Here is an 18786-nt window from a genome sequence, read left to right on the forward strand (position 1 = left end):
TCATGGCTGGAAAAAGGTGGCGGTTGCGGCGGCGACTTGGCGGCCATCGGGCTGTGCGGTCAGCACTGCTTCGGCGAACAACAAGGCGCGCCCGCCCTTGATGATGCGGGCCTCGCAGCGGATGCGCTCGCCCTTGGCGGCCGACAGGAACCGCGTTTCCAGATTGGTGGTTGCCACGGGCTTGAATTCGCGCAGGAATCCCGCGCAGGCAAAGACCATGGCCGTGTCCGCCAGCGTCGCCAGGGCTTGCCCGCAGACGATGCCGCCGACGCGGGAGATGTCCGGCGTGATCGGGATCTCCAGCACTGCGCCCTGCGGCGAGATTTCGGTCACAGTCGGGGATAAGCTTTTGACCCAAGGGGCGAAATTCTCTTCCAACAGGGTTTGCGCGGTGGCAGGGTCTAGCATGAAAACCTCTTTGTTTGTTGCGTCCACAATGGACGCAAGCGGGCCGCCTGTCACCTGCGATGATGCAGATCAAGGCCTTGGCCCGCAAGGCGAGAGAGGCTAGAGCACGAGCAGGCAAGGAGACGGGCAATGACATATAAGATACTCGCCATAGGTGCGGCGCTGCTGGTTTTGGCGGCCTGCGATGGGCTGCCGGTGGCCAAGGCGGACAAGACCCCTGTGGTCAGCAGCGCAGGCGACGCGGCGGCGGGCAAGGCGATTTTCGACAGCTATTGCGTGACCTGCCACGGCAAGGGCGGGCAGGGCGACGGGCCGTTGTCGCAGGACCTGCCCACGGCCCCTGCTGATCTGACCATGCTGTCAGAGGTCAACGACGGCGCGTTCCCGTCCGAACGGGTGATGGCGCAGATTTACGGCTATCCGGGGCGCTATCATCGTGGCTTGATGCCTGAATTCGGCCCGATGCTGGACGGGCCGATGGTCGAATGGACCTCGCCCGAGGGTGAAAAACTGATGACTCCCAAAGCGTTGCTGGATCTGGTGAGCTATCTCCAGAGCCTTCAGCAGTAAGAAAGGGCGATGATGCGAAAGATCGTGATGGGCATGGCGGGCGCGCTGGCGCTGGCGGGCTGTGTCGAGAAAGACGTGATGCCGGGGCCGCAGGACGGCAAGGCGTTGTTCATGGAAAACTGCGCGGTGTGCCACGGCGCAGACGGCAAAGGCGACGGAGAGATGGCCCGCGCCATGGTCAAGCCGCCCAAGAACCTGACTCTGATCGCGGTGCGCAATGGCGACGCCTTCCCGCGCGCGCGGATCATGTCGGTGATCGACGGCTATGCGCGCTCGGACATGGCGGGGCCGGGGATGCCGGAATTCGGCGCTTTGCTCGAAGGCGACTTGGTGCCGTTCGACAGTGGCGACGGCAAGCAGACGCCCACCCCGCGCAAGCTGGTGGCTTTGCTCGAATATCTCGAAACCATTCAGGCCACGCGCTAAGCGGCCACCGCCTTGCGGACCATGTCCCAGTAGACCGCCTGCACCTGCGTTACGGACAGGCGGCCTGCTTGTCGGTACCACGTTGTCACGCCGGTCAGCATGGCGATGACCGCCAGCGTGGCGATCTTGGTGTCGGCGACCTCAAACACACCTTGCGCGCGGCCCTGTTCAAGGATCGCCTCAAGGCGGTTTTCATAGGTGCGGCGCAGGGCTTCGATCTGGGCGAAGTTCTCAGGGCTCAGGTTGCGCAGCTCCATGTAGGAAATGAACACCGCCTCGGGCCGGTCGAGATGAAAGGCGATGTGGAAGTCGACGAAATCGCGCAGGCGGTCCTGCGGGGTATTCAGCGCGGGGCGCTCCTCGCAAGCCGCCAGCAGATCGTCCATGTGGCCCTTCATCAGGCTGAACAGAAGCGCCTGCTTGTCGGGGATGTAGTTGTACAGCGCCCCCGCCTGCACGCCGACCTCGCCCGCGATCTGCCGCATGGACACGGCGGCAAAGCCATGTTTGGCAAACAGCGCCAAGGCCGCGCTGCGGATGCGCGGGCCGGTGATTTCAGAATGACTGCCTTGGGTTCTTGCCATGGCCCAGCGTAACTGAACGCGCGTTCATATCCAAGAGCCCACGCGCGCAGGACGCTTGCCCCGGACGCGGGACTGCGGCATGAGGGTAACATGACGTTTACCACGCGCCTTTTCTGTGCCGCTTTGCTGGCGGGCCTTGCCGGATGCACCCAGTTCCCGGAGCTCGACGCGGTGCAGACGCCGGGGATCGAGAACGCGGCCTATCCCGATCTGGTACCTTTGGACGATCTGCTGAACGCCTCTGCGCCCAGCGTGACGCCGGAAATGGCGGCGGGCCTTGAGGCGCGCGCGGCGGGCCTGCGGGCGCGGGCGGCGCGATTGCAGCGCACCAGCGTGGCCCAGCCGCGCAGCACGGCGGCGCGTGTGGCGCGTTTGCGGCAAAAGGCGGCGGCGCTGCGGGCGCAGTAAGTGGGCCACAAAGCGGCCCATGCGGCTGTTCGGCCAGTTGCGCAAGGGCCGCTTTGCGGATAACCGATGCGCAAACGATCACGCCCACTAAGGAGCCTACTTATGTCCCACCCCTTGCGTCTTGGTATTGCCGGTCTTGGGACCGTGGGCGCCGGTGTCGTCAAGATCGTCCGCCAAAAGGCGGCGCTGCTGGCCGAACGTGCGGGCCGCGAGGTGCAGATTACCGCTGTGTCCGCGCGCAACCGTGACAAGGATCGCGGCGTGTCCCTGACCGATTACGCATGGGAAGACGATCCGGTCGCGCTGGCGACTCGCGACGACGTGGACGTCTACATCGAACTGGTCGGCGGCAGCGACGGCCCGGCCAAAGCTTCGGTCGAGGCGGCGCTGAAAGCGGGCAAGGACGTGGTCACCGCCAACAAGGCGCTGCTGGCGCACCACGGGCAAGAGCTGGCCGAACTGGCCGAGGCCAACGGCGCGGTGCTGCGCTTTGAGGCGGCGGTTGCGGGCGGCATCCCGATCATCAAGGCGCTGACAGAGTCCCTCGCGGGCAACGAAGTCCAGCGCGTCATGGGCGTGATGAACGGCACCTGCAACTACATCCTGACCCGGATGGAAGACGGCGGGCTGACCTATGACGAAGCCTTTGCCGAGGCCGACGGGCTGGGCTATCTCGAAGCGGACCCCAACCTTGACGTTGGGGGGATCGACGCGGGGCACAAGCTGTCGCTGCTGGCGGCGATTGCCTTTGGCACGCAGGTGAACTTTGACGCGGTCGAGCTGGAAGGCATCGGCAAGATCACCATCGAGGACATCCGCCAGGCCTGCGACATGGGCTACAAGATCAAGCTGCTGGGTGTCTCCCGCATGACGGGCCGCGGGCTGGAACAGACCATGACGCCGTGCCTTGTGCCTGCGTCCTCGCCCCTTGGGCAGCTGGTGGGCGGCACGAACATGGTGGTCGTCGAGGGCGATCAGGTCGGCCAGATCGTCATGCGCGGCGCGGGTGCGGGCGAAGGCCCGACCGCCTCGGCTGTCATGGGCGACGTGATGGACATCGCGCGCGGTTTGCGCGTGTCGACCTTTGGGCAGGCGGCGTCTTCGTTGAAACCGGCAACCCCGGCGCAATCGACCATGCCCGCGCCCTACTACCTGCGCATGGGGCTGGTGGACAAACCCGGCGCGCTGGCGAAAATTGCGACCGCTCTGGGCGAGGCGGGCGTCTCGATCAACCGGATGCGCCAGTATGACCACGTCGAAGGCGCGGCCCCGGTGCTGATCGTGACCCATAAAACCACCCGCGCGGCGCTGGAAACCGCCCTGCGCGGCATGTCCGCCACGGGCGTCGTGGTGGCCGAACCTGTCGCTTTGCGCATCGAAAACGTTTAACCTTTGCACTGTTAGCGCGACCGGGCTTGTCCCGGTTGCCCCCAGAGGGCTAGATCGCGTTAACCCCATATTTTCCAAGGAAGACCCATGTCCACCCCGATTGATTTCAATGACCGTATGCTTTCCCTTGGCCTTGCCCGCGTGGCAGAGCAGGCCGCCATCTCCAGCGCCGACTGGATCGGGCGCGGTGATGAAAAGGCCGCCGACCAGGCCGCCGTCAACGCCATGCGCGAAGAGCTGAACAAGCTGGAAATCTCGGGCGTCGTGGTCATCGGTGAAGGCGAGCGTGACGAAGCCCCGATGCTGTATATCGGCGAAGAGGTCGGCTCCGGCGGCCCCGGCGTCGACATCGCGCTGGACCCCCTTGAAGGCACCACGCTGACCGCCAAGGACATGCCCAACGCGCTGACCGTGATCGCCATGGGCCCGCGCGGCTCGATGCTGCACGCGCCGGACGTTTACATGGAAAAGCTGGCGATCGGTCCGGGCTTTGCCGAGGGCGTCGTGACGCTGGATATGACCCCGTCGGAACGTATCGCCGCGCTGGCCGAGGCCAAGGGCTGCCGTCCGCAGGACATCACCGTTTGTATCCTTGAACGTCCCCGTCACGAAGAGATGATCGCCGAAGTGCGCAGCACCGGTGCGGGCATCCGCCTGATCACCGACGGTGACGTTGCGGGCGTCATGCACTGCGCCGAGCCGCATATCACCGGCATCGACATGTACATGGGCTCTGGCGGCGCGCCCGAGGGCGTTCTGGCGGCAGCGGCGCTGAAATGTATGGGCGGTCAGATCTTTGGCCGTTTGCTCTTCCGCAACGACGACGAACGTGGCCGCGCCACCAAGGCGGGCATCACCGACTTCGACAAGATCTACACCCGCGATGAAATGGTCACCGCTGACGTGATCTTTGCCGCGACGGGCGTGACGGGCGGCTCCTTGCTGCCGGGGATCAAGCGCGAGCCGGGTTGGGTCACCACCGAGACGCTGCTGATGCGCTCGAAAACCGGCTCTGTGCGCCGCATGAACTATCGCAACCCGCACAAGTAAGCCTTGGTTGCCGCCTTTCAGGGGGTCGGGATTTTCCCGGCCCCTTTGCTTTTCCGCGACCCTGCGCCTTTGCCGCGCGGCGCTGCGCTTGCCCCCAAGCCGCCCATTCGCTAAGGGAGGCGCGACACATTTTCCAAGTCGGATCGAGTGATGGCCAAGCAGAAAAAAGCTCCCCGCCCCAAGGCGCAGACGCCCAAGGGGTTTCGTGACTATTTCGGCGCCGAGGTGACCGAGCGCGCCGAGATGCTCAAGACGATTGCCGGGGTCTACCATCAATACGGGTTCGATGCGCTTGAAAGCTCTGCCGTGGAGACGGTCGAAGCTCTGGGCAAGTTCCTGCCCGACGTGGATCGTCCCAACGAGGGCGTCTTTGCCTGGCAGGACGAGGACGACGCCTGGATGGCGCTGCGCTATGACCTGACCGCGCCGCTGGCCCGTGTCTATGCGCAATATCGCAACGATCTGCCGTTGCCCTATCGCCGCTACGCGATGGGGCCTGTCTGGCGCAACGAAAAGCCGGGGCCGGGGCGTTATCGCCAGTTCTACCAGTGTGACGCCGACACCGTGGGCGCGCCGAGCGTCGCCGCCGACGCCGAGATCTGCGCCATGCTGTCCGACACGCTGGAACGGGTGGGCATCCCGCGCGGCGATTATCTGGTGCGGGTGAACAACCGCAAGGTCTTGAACGGCGTGCTTGAAGCGATGGGCGTCTCCGAAGAGGCTCAGGCCGCAGACGTGCTGCGCACCATCGACAAGTTCGACAAGGTCGGCGAAAGCGGCGTGCGCGAGCTGCTGGGCAAGGGGCGTCTGGACGCTTCGGGTGCGTATATCGACGGTGTGGGCCTGTCGGACGATCAGGCCGAGCCGGTTTTGGCGTTCCTGACCTCCAAGGGTGCGGACGCGGCCAAGACCTTGGCCAACCTGCGCGATGCAATCGGCGGGTCGACCGTCGGTGCGACCGGGGTCGATGAGCTGGAGACGATTGCAACGCTGCTGGATGCAGGGGGCTATGGCCGCGACCGGATCGAGATTGACCCCAGCGTGGTGCGCGGTCTGGGCTACTACACCGGTCCGGTGTTCGAGGCCGAGCTGACCTTTGAAATTCTTGACGAAAAGGGTCGCAAGCGGCAGTTCGGCTCTGTCTCTGGGGGCGGGCGCTATGACGATCTGGTCAAGCGCTTCACCGGCCAAGAGGTCCCGGCGACCGGTGTCTCGATCGGCGTCGACCGCCTGCTGGCGGCTTTGCGCGAAAAAGGGCGGATCGGCTCCAGCGTGCAGGGGCCTGTCGTGGTCACCGTCATGGACAAGAGCCGCATGGCCGAATACCAGACCATGGTGGCCGAGCTGCGCAATGCTGGCATCCGCGCCGAGGTCTACCTTGGCAACCCCAAGAACTTTGGCAACCAGTTGAAATACGCCGACAAACGGCAGTCTCCGGTGGCGGTGATCGCGGGCGGCGACGAATTCGACGCGGGCAAGGTGCAGATCAAGGACCTGATCCTTGGCGCGAAACTGGCCGAGAACGCCAGCCTCGAAGAATGGCAGGATCGCCCCAGCCAATACGAAGTGGCGCGCGGCGATCTGGTGGCCAAGGTGCGCGAGATTCTGGACCTCTACCAATGACGCTTTCTGCCGTGAAATCAAAGGCGTATGCCCTGCAAGCGCAGTTCGAAGAGGCAAACGCCCAGCCCGTCGATTGCGCCATTTTGCAACCCGCCGAGACCCTTCTGGACCTCTATGGCGAGGACATCCGCACCCGCGCCTATGTGACCACCGACCCCGTGCAGGGCGAGGTCATGCTGCGCCCGGACTTTACCGTGCCGGTCGTGCAAAAGCACATGGACGAGGGCGCGGAGCCTGCGCGCTATACCTACGCGGGCGAAGTCTTTCGCCGCCAAGAAGAGCACCCCGAGCGCGCCAACGAGTATTTCCAGGTCGGCTACGAGGTCTTTGACCGCACCGATCCGGCAGCGGCGGATGCCGAGGTTTTCGCCTTGTTTTCCAAGACCTTGCAGGGCTACGGCCTGCGCGCGGTCACCGGCGACATTGGCATCCTGACGGCCGCGGTCGCGGGGCTGGAAACGTCGGAACGGCGGCGCGCGGCGCTGACGCGGCACATCTGGCGGCCCCGGCGCTTTCGCAACCTGCTGGACCGTTTCTCGGGCAAGCTGCCGGTGCCTGCCACCCGCGCGGCCCTATTGGCGGATGCCAACCCGATGGCCAAGGCCGGTCCGATGATCGGCCTGCGCGGCGAGGACGAAATCAAAGACCGCATCGAAGCCCTGCGCGAGGACGCCAAGGAACCCAAGCTCAGCCGCGATCAGGTCGCCTTGATCGAAGCGCTTCTCAAGGTGTCCGAGGCCTGCCCCTTTGCGCTGGAACAGCTGCGCGACATTGCCGTCGATCTGCCCGCGATCTCTGAAGCGGTGGAACGGTTCGCGCGCCGCTGCGATGCGCTGGAGGCGCGCGGCGTCGACGTGCAGACCTTGGGGTTCGAGGCCAGCTATGGCCGCACCTCGATGGAATATTACGACGGTTTCGTCTTTGGCTTTGTCGCGCCGAAACGCCCCGATTGGCCTTCGGTGGCCAGCGGCGGGCGCTATGACGCGCTGACCCGCCAATTGGGCAAGGGCCGCGAAATCCCGGCGGTGGGCGGAGTCATCCGCGCAGGCCTGTTGGTGGAGCTGGAGCGATGAGCATCAAGCTGGGTGTGCCGTCCAAGGGGCGGCTGATGGAAAAGACCTTTGACTGGTTCGGGGCGCGTGGCGTGTCGCTGGCGCGGACCGGGTCGGAACGCGAATACTCGGGCGCGGTCACGGGCATCGACGGCGTGGAACTGGTGCTGCTGAGCGCCGGGGAAATCCCGCGCGAGCTGTCCGCCGGGCGCATCCATCTGGGCGTGACCGGCACCGATCTGGTGCAGGAAAAGCTGGTGCAGTGGGAACAAAAGGTCGAGCCGCTGGCGGAACTGGGCTTTGGCCACGCTGATTTGATCCTTGCGGTGCCCTCCGCCTGGGTCGACGTGGACACGCTGGACGATCTGGACGCGGCGGCGGCGGGCTTTCGCGCGCGGCACGGTTTTCGGATGCGGATCGCCACGAAATACCACCGTCTGGTGCGCCAGTACCTGCATGACGGCGGCGTGTCCGACTACCAGCTGGTGGACAGCCAGGGCGCGACCGAAGGCACGGTCAAGAACCTCACCGCCGAGGCGGTGGCCGACATCACCTCGACCGGCGAGACCTTGCGCGCCAACCACCTCAAGGTGCTGGCCGAAGAGCCTGTCTTGCGCTCTCAGGCGACGCTCTTCCGCTCGCGAACAGCCCCGATGACCAGCGCCGAGCGCAAGACGCTGGACGCGCTCTGCACGTTGCTGAACGTGGGCGAATGAAAACAGGCCCCGCTGTGGGGGCCTGCCTAAGACTTGAAGCGCGGGGCAGGATCAGCCGATCTTGTCCTGCGTTTTCGTTTCAAAGTCGCTGGCGGCGTGACGCTCGTGCAGCTGGCCCGACGGCGCGCCCGAGGTTCGGTTGACCATCTGCCCGCGCTGCACGGCGGGGCGCGCGGCGATCTCATCGGCCCAGCGGATCACGTTCTTATACGTGGCAACGTCAAGAAACTCGCCCGCGTTATAGCTGTCGCCATGCACGGTGCGGCCATACCACGGAAAGATCGCCATATCGGCAATCGTATACTCCGCGCCGGTCATGAACTGATTGTCCGCAAGGTGGCGATCCAGCACGTCGAGCTGGCGTTTCACCTCCATCGCGAAGCGGTTGATCGGGTATTCCATCGGGTAGGGCGCATAGGCGTAGAAATGGCCAAAGCCGCCGCCCAGATACGGCGCGCTGCCCATCTGCCACATCAGCCACGACAGCAGCTCGGGGCGGTTATCGCCAAGGAAGGCCCCGAATTTCTCGGCCAGGTGCATCAGGATCGCACCGGATTCGAATACGCGCACGGGCGTGTCGCCAGAGCGGTCCATCAGCGCCGGGATTTTCGAGTTGGGGTTCACGTCAACGAACCCCGAGCCGAACTGATCGCCATCCATGATGCGGATCAGCCAGGCGTCATATTCGGCGGCATGACCGGCGGCCAGCAGCTCTTCGAGCAGGATGGTGACCTTTTGGCCGTTGGGCGTGGCGAGCGAGTACAGCTGAAAAGGATGCTCGCCCACGGGCAGATCCTTGTCGTGGGTCGCCCCGGCGATGGGGCGATTGAGCGAGGCCCACTCGCCGCCGTTGGCTTTGTCCCAGGTCCAGACTTTCGGGGGGGTGTAGGTTTCGGTCATGGCGCGTCCTTTGTTCGTTCCGCTGCAAGGTAACGTCCCGCGCCGGGAATGCCAGAGGGGGTCGCGCATTGCACGAAGGTTGTGCATATCTGCGGATATGAAGGATGCGGTGAATCACGGGCCTGTGGCCTTGGTGCTGGGGGCAGCGGTTTGGCAAGGCGGACGCGCCTCGCCCAGCTTGCGGCGGCGCGCGGGCCATGCGGCGCAGCTGTGGCTGGACGGCAAGGTGCGCGCCATCGTGGTGTCGGGGGGCGTTGGCCTGCACCCGCCCTCCGAGGCGCAGGTCATGGCGGCGATTTGCATTGAGGCAGGGGTGCCCGAGGGGGCCGTCTTCCGCGAAGAGCAAGCGACCAACACTTGGGAAAACATCGAACGGTCGCGCGCCCTGCTGGAACGGATCGGCGCGCGCGAGGTGGTGATCGTCACCGACGGATACCACGCGCCGCGCGCCCGGATGATGGCGCGGCGCATGGGGCTGGAGGCGCGGAGCGACTGCCCGCGCCGGGATTACCCGCTGACGTGGGGCATGGTGAAATTGCGCCTGCGTGAAGCAATGGCATATCTTTACACGTGGTCGCGCGGGTTCACGGGCTAGCCTGTCACCGCGCGGCCCAGTTTGCGTGCGTCACCGCACGGCCTAGTTTGCGCGCGTCACCGCACGACCGTCACCTCGACCGACCGGCCCGTGTTGCCGCTGCCATAGATGCGCACAAAGACCGTCGCCCCGCCGTTCACAAGGATCCGTGCGGCGCTGGGTTCGATGTAACCGTTCATGATCATCCGCTCCATCGCGGCACGGTTGTTGATGTTGCCAAAGAACGGATCCCATTCGTCGCCCGGCTGGCTGCGGCCAAACTTGTGATAGTTCGCGCGGTCCTGACGCAGGATCTGCCACGGCTCGGACAGCCGCGCGCCCTTGGAGTTATACAGATCGTCGCGCCCGATATAGGCCACATAAGAGCCGATCAACTGGTCCGCCTGCGCGGTGGCGGCGGTGGCGATAAGGGCCAGCGCGGTGAGAAGGCTTTTGACGGGTTTCATGGGCTTCATGGGACCTCCCTCCTGAAAATGCACGGCTAGTTTACCGCATTTTGGGGCAGGGGGCTTTGACATGGGGCAAAGCGCCGCTTGCACAGTGCGGGCAGGACGCTTAGGTCCGGTGCAGACATATAAGGAATTTGGAATGAAAAGCGTGCAAAGACGGTTTGTGCTGGGGGCCGGGGGCGCTGCGGCGGTACTGGCGATCTATGCGGGCAAGCGCCTGTTCGCGGATACGCCGATCAACCTGACGCTGGCCTCGCCCAGCGGGGCAGAGCTGGCCGCGGATGACAACACTCTGCTGGTCGACATCAGACGCCCCGAGGAATGGAAGCAAACCGGCGTCATCGAGGGCGCGCTGCTGGTGACCTACACCGACCCGGACAGCTTTATGCAAGCGGTCCTGCCGCACATCCAGCCCGGTCAAAAACTGGCGCTGATCTGCCGGTCGGGGAACCGGACGTCGCGCGCCAGCCGCCAGATCGCGCCGCTGGTCGACACGGAGGTCGTCGATGTGGCGGGCGGCATGAACCGCGTGCTGGGCGAGGGCTATCGCCCGCAGCTGCCGACCCGCGCTATGGGCTGCCAGAGCTGCTAAAGCGTTAAAGCACCCCAATATCGGCCAGCGCCCCGGCCAGTTCGGGGGGCAAAGGCTCTTCGGCGGCGCGTCCTTTGGGCAAATCCGGGGGCGCGTCGTCGGGCGCAAGATAGCGCCAGCCCTGAAAGGCGCGTTTCGGTGCCAAGGCGGTACGGATCAATTCAGGGTCGAGCACCAGCGCGCAACGCTCCACGCCGTCGTCCCCGGTCACGCGGTCCAGACGCACCACGCGCTGACGGCACTGGATCTGCCCCTTGATCACCCAATAGATTGATCCGCCTGCCAGAATCTCGGGCTCGCGCTTTGGCCACATGCGCGTCACATGGCGCGGCATCCCATCGGCAAAGCGCGCGGCATAGGACGCCTGCCACGCCTCTAGCGTGTCGACGCTTTCGGTGCCGGCGCTGAGTTTCACCAGATGTGTGATCTTGGACACGAATCTTTTCCCCTTTTGGCGCAGCATATGGTATGTCTTGCGCTGTGTGCTTCAAGCCCTAGCGTTAAACACGCTGCGATCAAGCTCGATTTAGGGCTTTAAAAAATCATTTAGGATCGCTACGCAGCCATCCTGCTTGCCGAACTAAGACACAAAGGATTCGCCCCATGACCCGATTTGCCGCGCCCATCGCTGAACAGATTTGGGACATGAAGTATCGTCTCAAAGACGCCGACGGCGGCGCGCTGGACCAGTCGGTCGAAGATACCTGGCGGCGAATCGCGCGGGCGTTGGCCTCTGTCGAAAAAGACGCCAAGGGCTACGAGGAAAAGTTCTATAACGCGCTGGAAGATTTCAAATATCTCCCCGCTGGTCGGATCACCGCAGGGGCGGGCACCGACCGCACCGTGACGCTGTTCAACTGCTTTGTCATGGGCACCGTCCCGGACAGCATGGGCGGCATTTTCGACATGCTCAAAGAGGCCGCGCTGACCATGCAGCAGGGCGGCGGCATTGGCTATGACTTCTCGACCATCCGCCCCAAGGGCGCGCCGGTCGCGGGTGTGGCCGCTGATGCCTCTGGCCCCTTGTCGTTCATGGACGTGTGGGACGCCATGTGCCGCACCATCATGTCCGCAGGCTCGCGCCGCGGTGCGATGATGGCAACCATGCGCTGCGACCACCCTGATGTGGAACAGTTCATCGCCGCCAAGGCCGACAGCGCCCGCCTGCGCATGTTCAACCTGTCCGTTCTGGTCACCGATCCCTTTATGGAAGCGGTCAAGGCCGACGGCCCGTGGGAGCTGCAATTCGACGGCAAGGTCTACCACACGGTCCAAGCGCGCGATCTGTGGAACAAGATCATGAAGGCGACCTATGATTATGCCGAGCCGGGCGTGATCTTTATCGACCGCATCAACAAGGCCAACAACCTCAACTATTGCGAGACGATTGCCGCCACCAACCCCTGCGGCGAGCAGCCTCTGCCGCCCTATGGTGCCTGCCTGCTTGGCTCGATCAACATGGCGCGTCTGGTGTCGAACCCCTTCACCGCCGAGGCCGAAATCTCGGACGAAGCGCTGGACGATCTGGTCGCCACCGCTGTGCGCATGATGGACAACGTGGTCGACGCGTCGAAATTCCCGCTGGAACAACAACGGCTTGAGGCGCAGAACAAGCGCCGCATCGGTCTGGGCGTCACGGGCCTTGCCGACGCGCTGCTGATGAAGGGGCTCAAGTACGGCTCGCCCGAGGCCGCCGCGCAGACCGAAATCTGGCTCAAGCGGATCGCCCGCGCGTCTTATCTGGCGTCGGTCGAGCTGGCCAAGGAAAAGGGCGCTTTCCCGCTGTTCGACGCGGACAAGTACCTTGCCTCGGGCAACATGATGCAGATGGATGACGACGTCCGCGAGGCGATCCGCACCCACGGCATCCGCAACGCTCTGGTGACCTCGATCGCGCCGACCGGGACGATCTCGCTTTATGCGGGCAACGTGTCGTCGGGGATCGAGCCGGTCTTTGCCTACAGCTACACCCGCAAGGTTTTGCAAAAGGACGGCTCGCGCACCGAAGAAGAGGTCGTCGATTACGCGGTTCAGATGTACCGCGACCTGCATGGCGCCGACGCCGAGCTGCCCGATTACTTCGTCAACGCCCAGACTTTGGAGCCGCTGGCCCACGTTCGGATGCAGGCCGCCGCGCAAAAGTGGATCGACAGCTCGATCTCCAAGACCATCAACTGCCCCGAGGACATCTCCTTTGAGGCGTTCAAAGAGGTCTACATGGAAGCCTACGACTCGGGCTGCAAAGGCTGCACGACCTACCGTCCGAACGATGTGACCGGTTCGGTGTTGTCGGTGTCCGAGAGCGCGGAAAAGACCCCCGCCGAGACGCCGGAACTGGCCGAAGAGGCCGCGGGCGGCGACGTGATCTACATGTCCGAACCGCTGGACCGCCCCGAGCACCTCGAAGGCAACACCTACAAGCTGAAGTGGCCGGATTCTGAGCACGCGATCTATCTGACGATCAACGATATTGTGGTCGGTGGCCACCGCCGTCCGTTTGAGGTGTTCATCAACTCCAAGAACATGGAGCACTACGCCTGGACGCTGGCGCTGACCCGGATGATCTCGGCCGTGTTCCGCCGTGGCGGCGACGTGTCCTTTGTGGTCGAAGAGCTGAAAGCCGTGTTCGACCCGCGCGGCGGCGCATGGGTCAAGGGCAAGTACATCCCGTCCATCCTGGCAGCCATCGGCGGCGTGATCGAAACGCACCTGGTGTCGACCGGTTTCCTCGAAGGCGAAGGCATGGGCCTGAAGGCGGACCCGACGGCCAAGGTCGTGGGGCTGGACGCCCCTCGCGGCAAAGCCTGCCCCTCCTGCGGTCAATTCTCGATGATGATGGTCGAGGGGTGCATGACGTGCTCTTCGTGTGGGCATTCGAAGTGCGGGTAATCGATTAGGGAAAATAGCTGTTTGTCGTCCGACATCCATTGTTGGGTTTTGCGACAAAAGCTGCGTTTTTGAATCGGTGATGGATAAGGGCTGATTTCCGACCCTGAGTATGAAATTGGGCGGCGCGATGTGCGCCGCCCTTTTCATTTCAGGCCTGATCGTCTGGATCAGATGCCCAGAGCGCTCTCGACCTCGGACTTGAGGTACAGGTAGCCGTAGTCGATGCCGTCCGGGCTGAAGGGAAGCACACCAGCGTTGCGCAGTTTCGGAGCCAGGCTCTGCCATGTTACGCCATGAGCCTTCGCAAGCGTGCGGAGCGTCACGAAACGTGCATGAAACACGGCGGCGTCTTTCTCCGTGATGTAGCGTTGCATCGCCTTGGTCCGCGGATTGCGCATTTCGGTAGACGGCACATGGCCGTCCTTGACCAGTCGATTGATGAACACCGGCTGAGCGAGACCGACCGACTTCGTGAACAACTCGAGAGACAGGGCGGCAGGTTCGTCGCTGCCCAGCACCTGCGCGACTTCTTCGTGGTAAACGTGGACAGAGCCGTAGCCGTGGAACTGTACGTTGCGCGCCACGCGCTGGATCCGCCCTTCACGGATCGCCCGGATGATATCTGCCGGTCTGATCTTGAGCCGTTGGGAAGCCTTCGCGATGGTTTCCCATCCATGCTGCGCCTGCTGTATAGTCTCGGCTCCGGTTAGGAGACCATCGATAAAGCCCCGCCCATCCCGCGGATCCCATATGTGCTTCGATTGCGCATCAGTCAGCGCGGGTCTCAGGATGCCATCGTCGACGAGCAGGTCAAACTGGGATCGACTGATCCCATGCATCTCGGCGAATTCCTTCGCGCTGGTGTATGTGACCATCGTTCCAAGCAAGGCCTTGCCCGCCTCGGCGTCAAAGACTGCCCAGTTGTCCGGCAGGTTTGGGTCAATCAGGTCGGCCGACTCCAGCATTTTCCGGAGTCGGCGGATATCGATGCCGGTTGCCTCGGACGCCGTACGGACCGAATGCAGGTGCCGGTATTCTACAGGTTCTCCAAGGAGGTCGTCACCAGGCCCCAACGGCCAGCTGTCCATAAGATGCCGAGCCATGAGGTCGCGGTAAGGTTTGAAATCGGGGTCGTTCTGATGTTCGCGTGACAGATGATCGTAGAGGACAGGGAACACCGCTTTCGGCCCCAGCCGCGGTTCCGCTCGTGCGTTCAGCTGTTTGAGGTGAGACAGAATCTCGGCCTCGCCTTGGGAAGCAACGGCAAATCCGGCATCATAGGTGAGGTGCCCCCAAGCTGGCGTAATGTGTTGTGGCCTGAGATCATGGAGCGGGAGAAGCGCGTATCCAAGGAGGCGGCAGAACACCGACGCGGCATGAAGTGGATGCGCGTCGAGCCACGTTTCCTCATGCGGTTCGCCGGCAAGGCGTTGGTCGAACCAGATCTCGAACTCGGTCGGCGCACGCGCCTTGCCATCCATCTCGCCGGATACAATCTGATCCGCGATTTTCCGGAACTGCATTGCCGTATCGTAGCGGAGGGTCGGAGCTGTGTCTTTCCAGAGAGGAACGAGGCTGCACTCATGCTTCAGACATAGAGAAACGTGATGGATCAGCCAGTGCGCCTGAAATGTCATCGCCTGATGCGGCGAAAGGGAAGAACCCTCAATGTCTTCGCGGAGGCACGCCGGGCAGCCGCGCACCGCGGACGTCAACAACGGCCTAACGGGAAACTGATGGCCATTGATGCTGCGGCGGTGACCTTCGGCGGCGACAGTTGTCCAAGACGAGAGCGCGCCCAGATCATTGCCGGACAATTGTTCAAGCTGCCTCAGGGCATCCGGGACGCCTCTCACGATCTGAGCGAACGGCAGATCCACATCCTCGCCGAAATCGACAGCGCTCACACCGCCGGCGGAGGCTATGCGAGAATGGAACGCAAACGCAGGTTCGCGCCGGCGCGGCCTGTCATGGAGGGGCGAGGGAAATTCGTGGTTCATCATTGTCGTCACGTATGAGCCGAATTTCGAAACGTCAAACCTGCGGGGAGGGATTTCGGAACAATCCATTAGCTTGCCGCAGGAACCCCTGTCAGTTGTAGCAGTAGCCTTGCCTGAGAAGATCCGATGGAGGACGCGCGATATGCCAAACGACGACATTGTAGTTCATCGGTAGACGCCTTGCCATCCGCTGCCTCACGCGGAACTTCCCTCTCGACCCTCTCGACCCTCTCGACCCTCTCGACCCTCTCGACCCTCTCGACCCTCTCGACCCTCTCGACCCTCTCGACCCTCACGACCCTCTCGACCCTCTCGACGGTCATTGCGCAACAAATGCAATCTCGCCCCACAGTTGGCACGCCTACCCCTAACCCAGCCTACCTTGTTCCATTAGTAGCGACAGGTACGGCGGAAAGTGTGAATTCGCTGCACGCACCTTGAAAGTCCGGTTTGCATAGAGCAGAGACCCTCATTGAGTATGGGGGCGGCACTACAACACCAAGCGCCCCCACAGTGCTCTGGGCTGCCGCCCACCAGCCCCTGAAACGATCGTCCCGGTAGACTCGAGGCCGGTCATGCACTAACACCCAAGCCGGTCCACTCAAGTGGGGCTGACCGTTAGGATTTAGCGGCTAACCGCATCAGAAGCGCCCGGTTGGAAGACGAGTGCCATCCAACGAGATTGCCTCAAGGCGATCTTCCCCTTTCAGCATCGCGTTAAGATGCTCCTCGAGTTGCTGATCGTAGTTCATATCAAAGATTGAAGCACCGCCCGCCGCTATGATGAAATTGTAGGGCGTTACAAAACGAGACCGCAATTGTGCCCGCCCTGCGATTGACTGCAATTCACCCCGGATCAGCGCAGTGCCGTCATCGTATACCGAACGGCTTACCAGATGCTCACCGTCGACGATGGCATATTCCTCCCAATAATAGGGGAACGGACTATCGCCACGCTCAACCTCCACGATGCGCTCGGGAGTGTGCTCGTAGATCCCCACCGGGGGCAACGGGTCTAATTCGACGTAAACGAAATTGTACTTGTATGATCCGCGATTAATGTCAGTCACCGCATACCTTTTCCAGAAATCACACCATAGGTTTTCCAAGAGCTGGTATCCGCTGGGTTAAACGCCAACGCAAAGAGTTGGAGGGCTGGTGCCCTGCAACTCTTTTTCTTTCATGAAATTAATAGATTAAGACAGGATCCGATCGGTATCGTCGCGAAGGTAGACGTGCCCGAACGGACCTTCTCGGCCGCCCAATGGTTCAATGCCGGCATCACGCAGCTGGCGGAGCAACCTCTGCCACGAGGCCCCGTAGACTTCCGCCATCAGCTTGGGTGTCACGAAGCGAATTCGAAAGGCGGTCTCGTCATCCGCGGTGAAGTAGACCTGATCGGCCTTGGTGATCGGGTTCATCAGGATCGTCGTCTGAACATGACCGGCCTCGATCAGGCGCTTCAAATGGGACGGCTGACCGATGCCGATGAACTTCGCAAAGACCTCGATGCTCTTTGCGTCAATAGGGTCGGGTTGAAGCGCCGCGACGACATCGTCGTGATAGACGTGAATGGCTGCGTAGCCTTCCCATTCCATTCGATTGCCGACACGGGTGATGCGGCCATCTCGGATCGCGTCGATGATCTCGACTGGCCGCACTTTCAGCCGCTGTGCGGACTTGGAGATGTGTTCCCAGCCGTGCTGTGCCTGCCGGAGCTGCTGGGCGCCGGTCAGGAGATTGTCCAAAAACCTTTGACCTTGGGCCGGGTGCCAGACAGCTTTGACATCGGGCGCATCAAGATCAGGCATCAGCACGCCATCCTCGACCAGCAGATCGAATTGCGAGCGCGTGGCGTTGATCGCGGCTGCCATGTCCTTTGCGGTGATGAGCTCGGTCAGGCTGGCCAGAACGGGTTCGGCTGCGGCCGCATCGAAGACTTCCCATGCATCCCCCAATCCCTGAGCGGCTTCCGGCACAATGTTCGCTGTAGCCAGAGCTTTGCGCAGACGCCGACGGTCGATCCCTGTCGCTTGGGCAGCCGTCCGGACCGAGTGTAACCGGCGCTGCATGACTGGCTGGCCGAGAAGTTCATCGCCCGGCCCCAACGGCCAAGTCGCGGCGATATGATCCCGCAGGAGATGCCGGTACGGCGCATAGTCGGGATGATCCTTGTAGGCATAGGCGAGCCGGTCATAGAGCTTGGGGAAGATCGCCTTTGGTCCGTCATGTGGCGCGCCGGGTTTGCGTTGGAGGCCCACGAAGGTATCCCGGATGGCGTCCGGGCCATGTCGGGCGACTTGAAAGCCCATCTGATAGAGGATCGGACGGTCCTCGGGCGTGATGCGCGACTGGGGGATATCCTCGAGCCGCAGCCGTGCGGCGCCAAGGAGATGGCAAAAATTGGAGGCCGCGTGCAGCGGATGATCGTCTAGCCAAGTTGCCGGAAAGTCAGTGTCAGCAAATCTTGCCTCGATCCACTCGTCGAAAGCGAACAGCTTTCTGGGCTTCCCATCAAACTTCCCCGACAGGAGGTCGTCCTTGATCCCCTCCAGCACAGGCGCACTGTCGTAACGTTTGAGCGGACTTGCCTCGCGCCATAACGGAACAAGCGCGGCTTGGTGAATGATACAGACCGAGACATGCGGTACCAGCCAATGCCCTCGCATCTTCATTTCGCCCGTCTTTTGAAAGTCCTCTCTGAGGCACTGCGCACATCCACGCATGACGGACGTTTGAAGGGATTTGGTCGGGAAACTATGGCCTCGGAACACCCTTGTTCCCTTGCCGACCAGCTGTGGCGACCATTCGCGGATGTCCTGCGCGAGCTCCTCACCATGTTCGGCGAGGATCGCGATGACATCATCCGTGTTTTGAAGAACCGCCGTGAACGACGTGCCCTTGTCCACGCAAAACGTCGCGGCATCCACCCAGAAGTGGGCAGCACGACGAGAGATCCACGATGCGACGGTCTCTCTCGAGGGGGGCAGGGCAAGCATTGTCGGTGTCGCTCGATTGGCTGGTGTTTTCACCCAGATATGCCAGAGAGAAGTGAATGCAAACCGTCGTCATCTTCCGTGGTATCGTTTTGCCGCAGCTCCGGAGTATGATCTCAGTCGTAAACATGGACGGTTT

At 62.8% G+C, this 18786-nt stretch carries 19 protein-coding genes and 1 pseudogene; 12 read left to right on the top strand and 8 right to left on the bottom strand.

Annotated features, from left to right (window positions below):
- Entirely contained in the window at positions 1 to 408 is a 408-nt protein-coding gene (locus B9A11_RS16825) for a PaaI family thioesterase (RefSeq protein ID WP_058248901.1), read from the bottom strand.
- A gap of 129 nt (positions 409 to 537) precedes the next feature.
- Here B9A11_RS16825 and B9A11_RS16830 point away from each other — a divergent pair, with 129 nt between their 5' ends.
- Positions 538 to 978 carry a c-type cytochrome gene (locus tag B9A11_RS16830; protein ID WP_058248900.1) on the top strand — a complete coding sequence of 147 codons (441 nt, stop codon included), beginning with the start codon at positions 538 to 540 and terminating at the stop codon, positions 976 to 978.
- Between the two features lie 9 nt (positions 979 to 987).
- A complete protein-coding gene (locus tag B9A11_RS16835) occupies positions 988 to 1404 on the top strand; it encodes a c-type cytochrome (RefSeq protein ID WP_370736545.1) in 417 nt (138 codons plus the stop codon).
- Here B9A11_RS16835 and B9A11_RS16840 read toward each other — a convergent pair.
- A complete protein-coding gene (locus B9A11_RS16840) occupies positions 1401 to 1988 on the bottom strand; it encodes a TetR/AcrR family transcriptional regulator (RefSeq protein ID WP_058248899.1) in 588 nt (195 codons plus the stop codon). The two genes, B9A11_RS16835 and B9A11_RS16840, sit on opposite strands and share 4 nt — an antisense overlap.
- Positions 1989 to 2078: 90 nt before the next feature.
- On the opposite strand from B9A11_RS16840, the gene B9A11_RS16845 reads away from it, so the two are divergent.
- The 6 genes from B9A11_RS16845 (at position 2079) to hisG (ending at position 8226) form a co-directional block, all read left to right on the top strand.
- Positions 2079 to 2396 carry a hypothetical protein gene (locus B9A11_RS16845; protein ID WP_058248898.1) on the top strand — a complete coding sequence of 106 codons (318 nt, stop codon included), beginning with the start codon at positions 2079 to 2081 and terminating at the stop codon, positions 2394 to 2396.
- Positions 2397 to 2498: 102 nt separating this feature from the next.
- Positions 2499 to 3785, top strand: a complete 1287-nt coding sequence (locus tag B9A11_RS16850) for a homoserine dehydrogenase (protein WP_058248897.1) — start codon at positions 2499 to 2501, stop codon at positions 3783 to 3785.
- A gap of 87 nt (positions 3786 to 3872) precedes the next feature.
- Positions 3873 to 4835, top strand: a complete 963-nt coding sequence (gene glpX / locus B9A11_RS16855; protein ID WP_058248896.1) for a class II fructose-bisphosphatase — start codon at positions 3873 to 3875, stop codon at positions 4833 to 4835.
- Between the two features lie 150 nt (positions 4836 to 4985).
- Positions 4986 to 6458, top strand: a complete 1473-nt coding sequence (gene hisS / locus B9A11_RS16860) for a histidine--tRNA ligase (RefSeq protein WP_058248895.1) — start codon at positions 4986 to 4988, stop codon at positions 6456 to 6458.
- Positions 6455 to 7531: an ATP phosphoribosyltransferase regulatory subunit gene (locus B9A11_RS16865; protein WP_058248894.1), complete on the top strand. Its 1077-nt coding sequence runs from the start codon at positions 6455 to 6457 to the stop codon at positions 7529 to 7531. The genes hisS and B9A11_RS16865 overlap by 4 nt, the downstream gene beginning before the upstream one ends.
- Complete coding sequence (hisG, locus tag B9A11_RS16870) at positions 7528 to 8226, top strand: ATP phosphoribosyltransferase (RefSeq protein WP_058248893.1); 699 nt, start codon at positions 7528 to 7530, stop codon at positions 8224 to 8226. Before B9A11_RS16865 ends, hisG begins: the two co-directional genes overlap by 4 nt.
- Before the next feature lie 51 nt (positions 8227 to 8277).
- Here the strand turns inward: hisG and yghU are convergent, their stop codons facing one another.
- Positions 8278 to 9126: a glutathione-dependent disulfide-bond oxidoreductase gene (gene yghU, locus B9A11_RS16875; RefSeq protein WP_058248892.1), complete on the bottom strand. Its 849-nt coding sequence runs from the start codon at positions 9124 to 9126 to the stop codon at positions 8278 to 8280.
- A gap of 109 nt (positions 9127 to 9235) precedes the next feature.
- On the opposite strand from yghU, the gene B9A11_RS16880 reads away from it, so the two are divergent.
- Positions 9236 to 9721, top strand: coding sequence for a YdcF family protein (locus B9A11_RS16880; RefSeq protein ID WP_234988882.1), 486 nt, complete (start codon positions 9236 to 9238; stop codon positions 9719 to 9721).
- A 56-nt stretch (positions 9722 to 9777) separates the two neighbouring features.
- On the opposite strand, the gene B9A11_RS16885 is transcribed toward B9A11_RS16880, so the two are convergent.
- On the bottom strand, positions 9778 to 10176 hold the full coding sequence (locus B9A11_RS16885; protein ID WP_306345515.1) for a hypothetical protein: 399 nt from the start codon (positions 10174 to 10176) through the stop codon (positions 9778 to 9780).
- 133 nt (positions 10177 to 10309) lie between these two features.
- Here B9A11_RS16885 and B9A11_RS16890 point away from each other — a divergent pair, with 133 nt between their 5' ends.
- Positions 10310 to 10762, top strand: coding sequence for a rhodanese-like domain-containing protein (locus B9A11_RS16890; RefSeq protein WP_143595912.1), 453 nt, complete (start codon positions 10310 to 10312; stop codon positions 10760 to 10762).
- A gap of 4 nt (positions 10763 to 10766) precedes the next feature.
- Here the strand turns inward: B9A11_RS16890 and B9A11_RS16895 are convergent, their stop codons facing one another.
- Positions 10767 to 11198, bottom strand: a complete 432-nt coding sequence (locus tag B9A11_RS16895) for a DUF1489 family protein (protein WP_234988883.1) — start codon at positions 11196 to 11198, stop codon at positions 10767 to 10769.
- A gap of 167 nt (positions 11199 to 11365) precedes the next feature.
- On the opposite strand from B9A11_RS16895, the gene B9A11_RS16900 reads away from it, so the two are divergent.
- Positions 11366 to 13651 carry an adenosylcobalamin-dependent ribonucleoside-diphosphate reductase gene (locus B9A11_RS16900; RefSeq protein ID WP_058248889.1) on the top strand — a complete coding sequence of 762 codons (2286 nt, stop codon included), beginning with the start codon at positions 11366 to 11368 and terminating at the stop codon, positions 13649 to 13651.
- A gap of 167 nt (positions 13652 to 13818) precedes the next feature.
- On the opposite strand, the gene B9A11_RS16905 is transcribed toward B9A11_RS16900, so the two are convergent.
- Positions 13819 to 15651 carry a TniQ family protein gene (locus B9A11_RS16905; protein ID WP_159452513.1) on the bottom strand — a complete coding sequence of 611 codons (1833 nt, stop codon included), beginning with the start codon at positions 15649 to 15651 and terminating at the stop codon, positions 13819 to 13821.
- Positions 15652 to 16130: 479 nt separating this feature from the next.
- Between B9A11_RS16905 and B9A11_RS21190 the strand changes: the two are divergent.
- Positions 16131 to 16235 (top strand): annotated as a pseudogene (locus B9A11_RS21190) (integrase core domain-containing protein); the annotation flags it as partial.
- A gap of 57 nt (positions 16236 to 16292) precedes the next feature.
- On the opposite strand, the gene B9A11_RS16910 reads toward B9A11_RS21190, so the two are convergent.
- Positions 16293 to 16721: a hypothetical protein gene (locus tag B9A11_RS16910; protein WP_058248887.1), complete on the bottom strand. Its 429-nt coding sequence runs from the start codon at positions 16719 to 16721 to the stop codon at positions 16293 to 16295.
- Positions 16722 to 16847: 126 nt separating this feature from the next.
- The gene (locus B9A11_RS16915; protein ID WP_058248886.1) at positions 16848 to 18650 is read right to left on the bottom strand and encodes a TniQ family protein; all 1803 of its coding nucleotides are present in this window, start codon (positions 18648 to 18650) and stop codon (positions 16848 to 16850) included.
- Positions 18651 to 18786 lie beyond the last annotated feature (136 nt).

The organism is Tropicibacter naphthalenivorans (assembly GCF_900176475.1).
Classification (GTDB): Bacteria; Pseudomonadota; Alphaproteobacteria; order Rhodobacterales; family Rhodobacteraceae; genus Tropicibacter; species Tropicibacter naphthalenivorans.

What these genes read in the sequence shown, in the direction of transcription:
- B9A11_RS16865 (WP_058248894.1), top strand. Translation starts at nt 6,455, where the DNA reads ATGACGCTTTCTGCCGTGAAATCAAAGGCGTATGCCCTGCAAGCGCAG.
- B9A11_RS16835 (WP_370736545.1), top strand. Translation starts at nt 988, where the DNA reads ATGATGCGAAAGATCGTGATGGGCATGGCGGGCGCGCTGGCGCTGGCG.
- B9A11_RS16840 (WP_058248899.1), bottom strand. Translation starts at nt 1,988, where the DNA reads ATGGCAAGAACCCAAGGCAGTCATTCTGAAATCACCGGCCCGCGCATC.
- B9A11_RS16915 (WP_058248886.1), bottom strand. Translation starts at nt 18,650, where the DNA reads ATGCTTGCCCTGCCCCCCTCGAGAGAGACCGTCGCATCGTGGATCTCT.
- B9A11_RS16845 (WP_058248898.1), top strand. Translation starts at nt 2,079, where the DNA reads ATGACGTTTACCACGCGCCTTTTCTGTGCCGCTTTGCTGGCGGGCCTT.
- glpX (WP_058248896.1), top strand. Translation starts at nt 3,873, where the DNA reads ATGTCCACCCCGATTGATTTCAATGACCGTATGCTTTCCCTTGGCCTT.
- B9A11_RS16890 (WP_143595912.1), top strand. Translation starts at nt 10,310, where the DNA reads ATGAAAAGCGTGCAAAGACGGTTTGTGCTGGGGGCCGGGGGCGCTGCG.
- yghU (WP_058248892.1), bottom strand. Translation starts at nt 9,126, where the DNA reads ATGACCGAAACCTACACCCCCCCGAAAGTCTGGACCTGGGACAAAGCC.
- hisG (WP_058248893.1), top strand. Translation starts at nt 7,528, where the DNA reads ATGAGCATCAAGCTGGGTGTGCCGTCCAAGGGGCGGCTGATGGAAAAG.
- B9A11_RS16825 (WP_058248901.1), bottom strand. Translation starts at nt 408, where the DNA reads ATGCTAGACCCTGCCACCGCGCAAACCCTGTTGGAAGAGAATTTCGCC.
- B9A11_RS16830 (WP_058248900.1), top strand. Translation starts at nt 538, where the DNA reads ATGACATATAAGATACTCGCCATAGGTGCGGCGCTGCTGGTTTTGGCG.
- B9A11_RS16900 (WP_058248889.1), top strand. Translation starts at nt 11,366, where the DNA reads ATGACCCGATTTGCCGCGCCCATCGCTGAACAGATTTGGGACATGAAG.
- B9A11_RS16905 (WP_159452513.1), bottom strand. Translation starts at nt 15,651, where the DNA reads ATGAACCACGAATTTCCCTCGCCCCTCCATGACAGGCCGCGCCGGCGC.
- B9A11_RS16850 (WP_058248897.1), top strand. Translation starts at nt 2,499, where the DNA reads ATGTCCCACCCCTTGCGTCTTGGTATTGCCGGTCTTGGGACCGTGGGC.
- hisS (WP_058248895.1), top strand. Translation starts at nt 4,986, where the DNA reads ATGGCCAAGCAGAAAAAAGCTCCCCGCCCCAAGGCGCAGACGCCCAAG.
- B9A11_RS16885 (WP_306345515.1), bottom strand. Translation starts at nt 10,176, where the DNA reads ATGAAGCCCATGAAACCCGTCAAAAGCCTTCTCACCGCGCTGGCCCTT.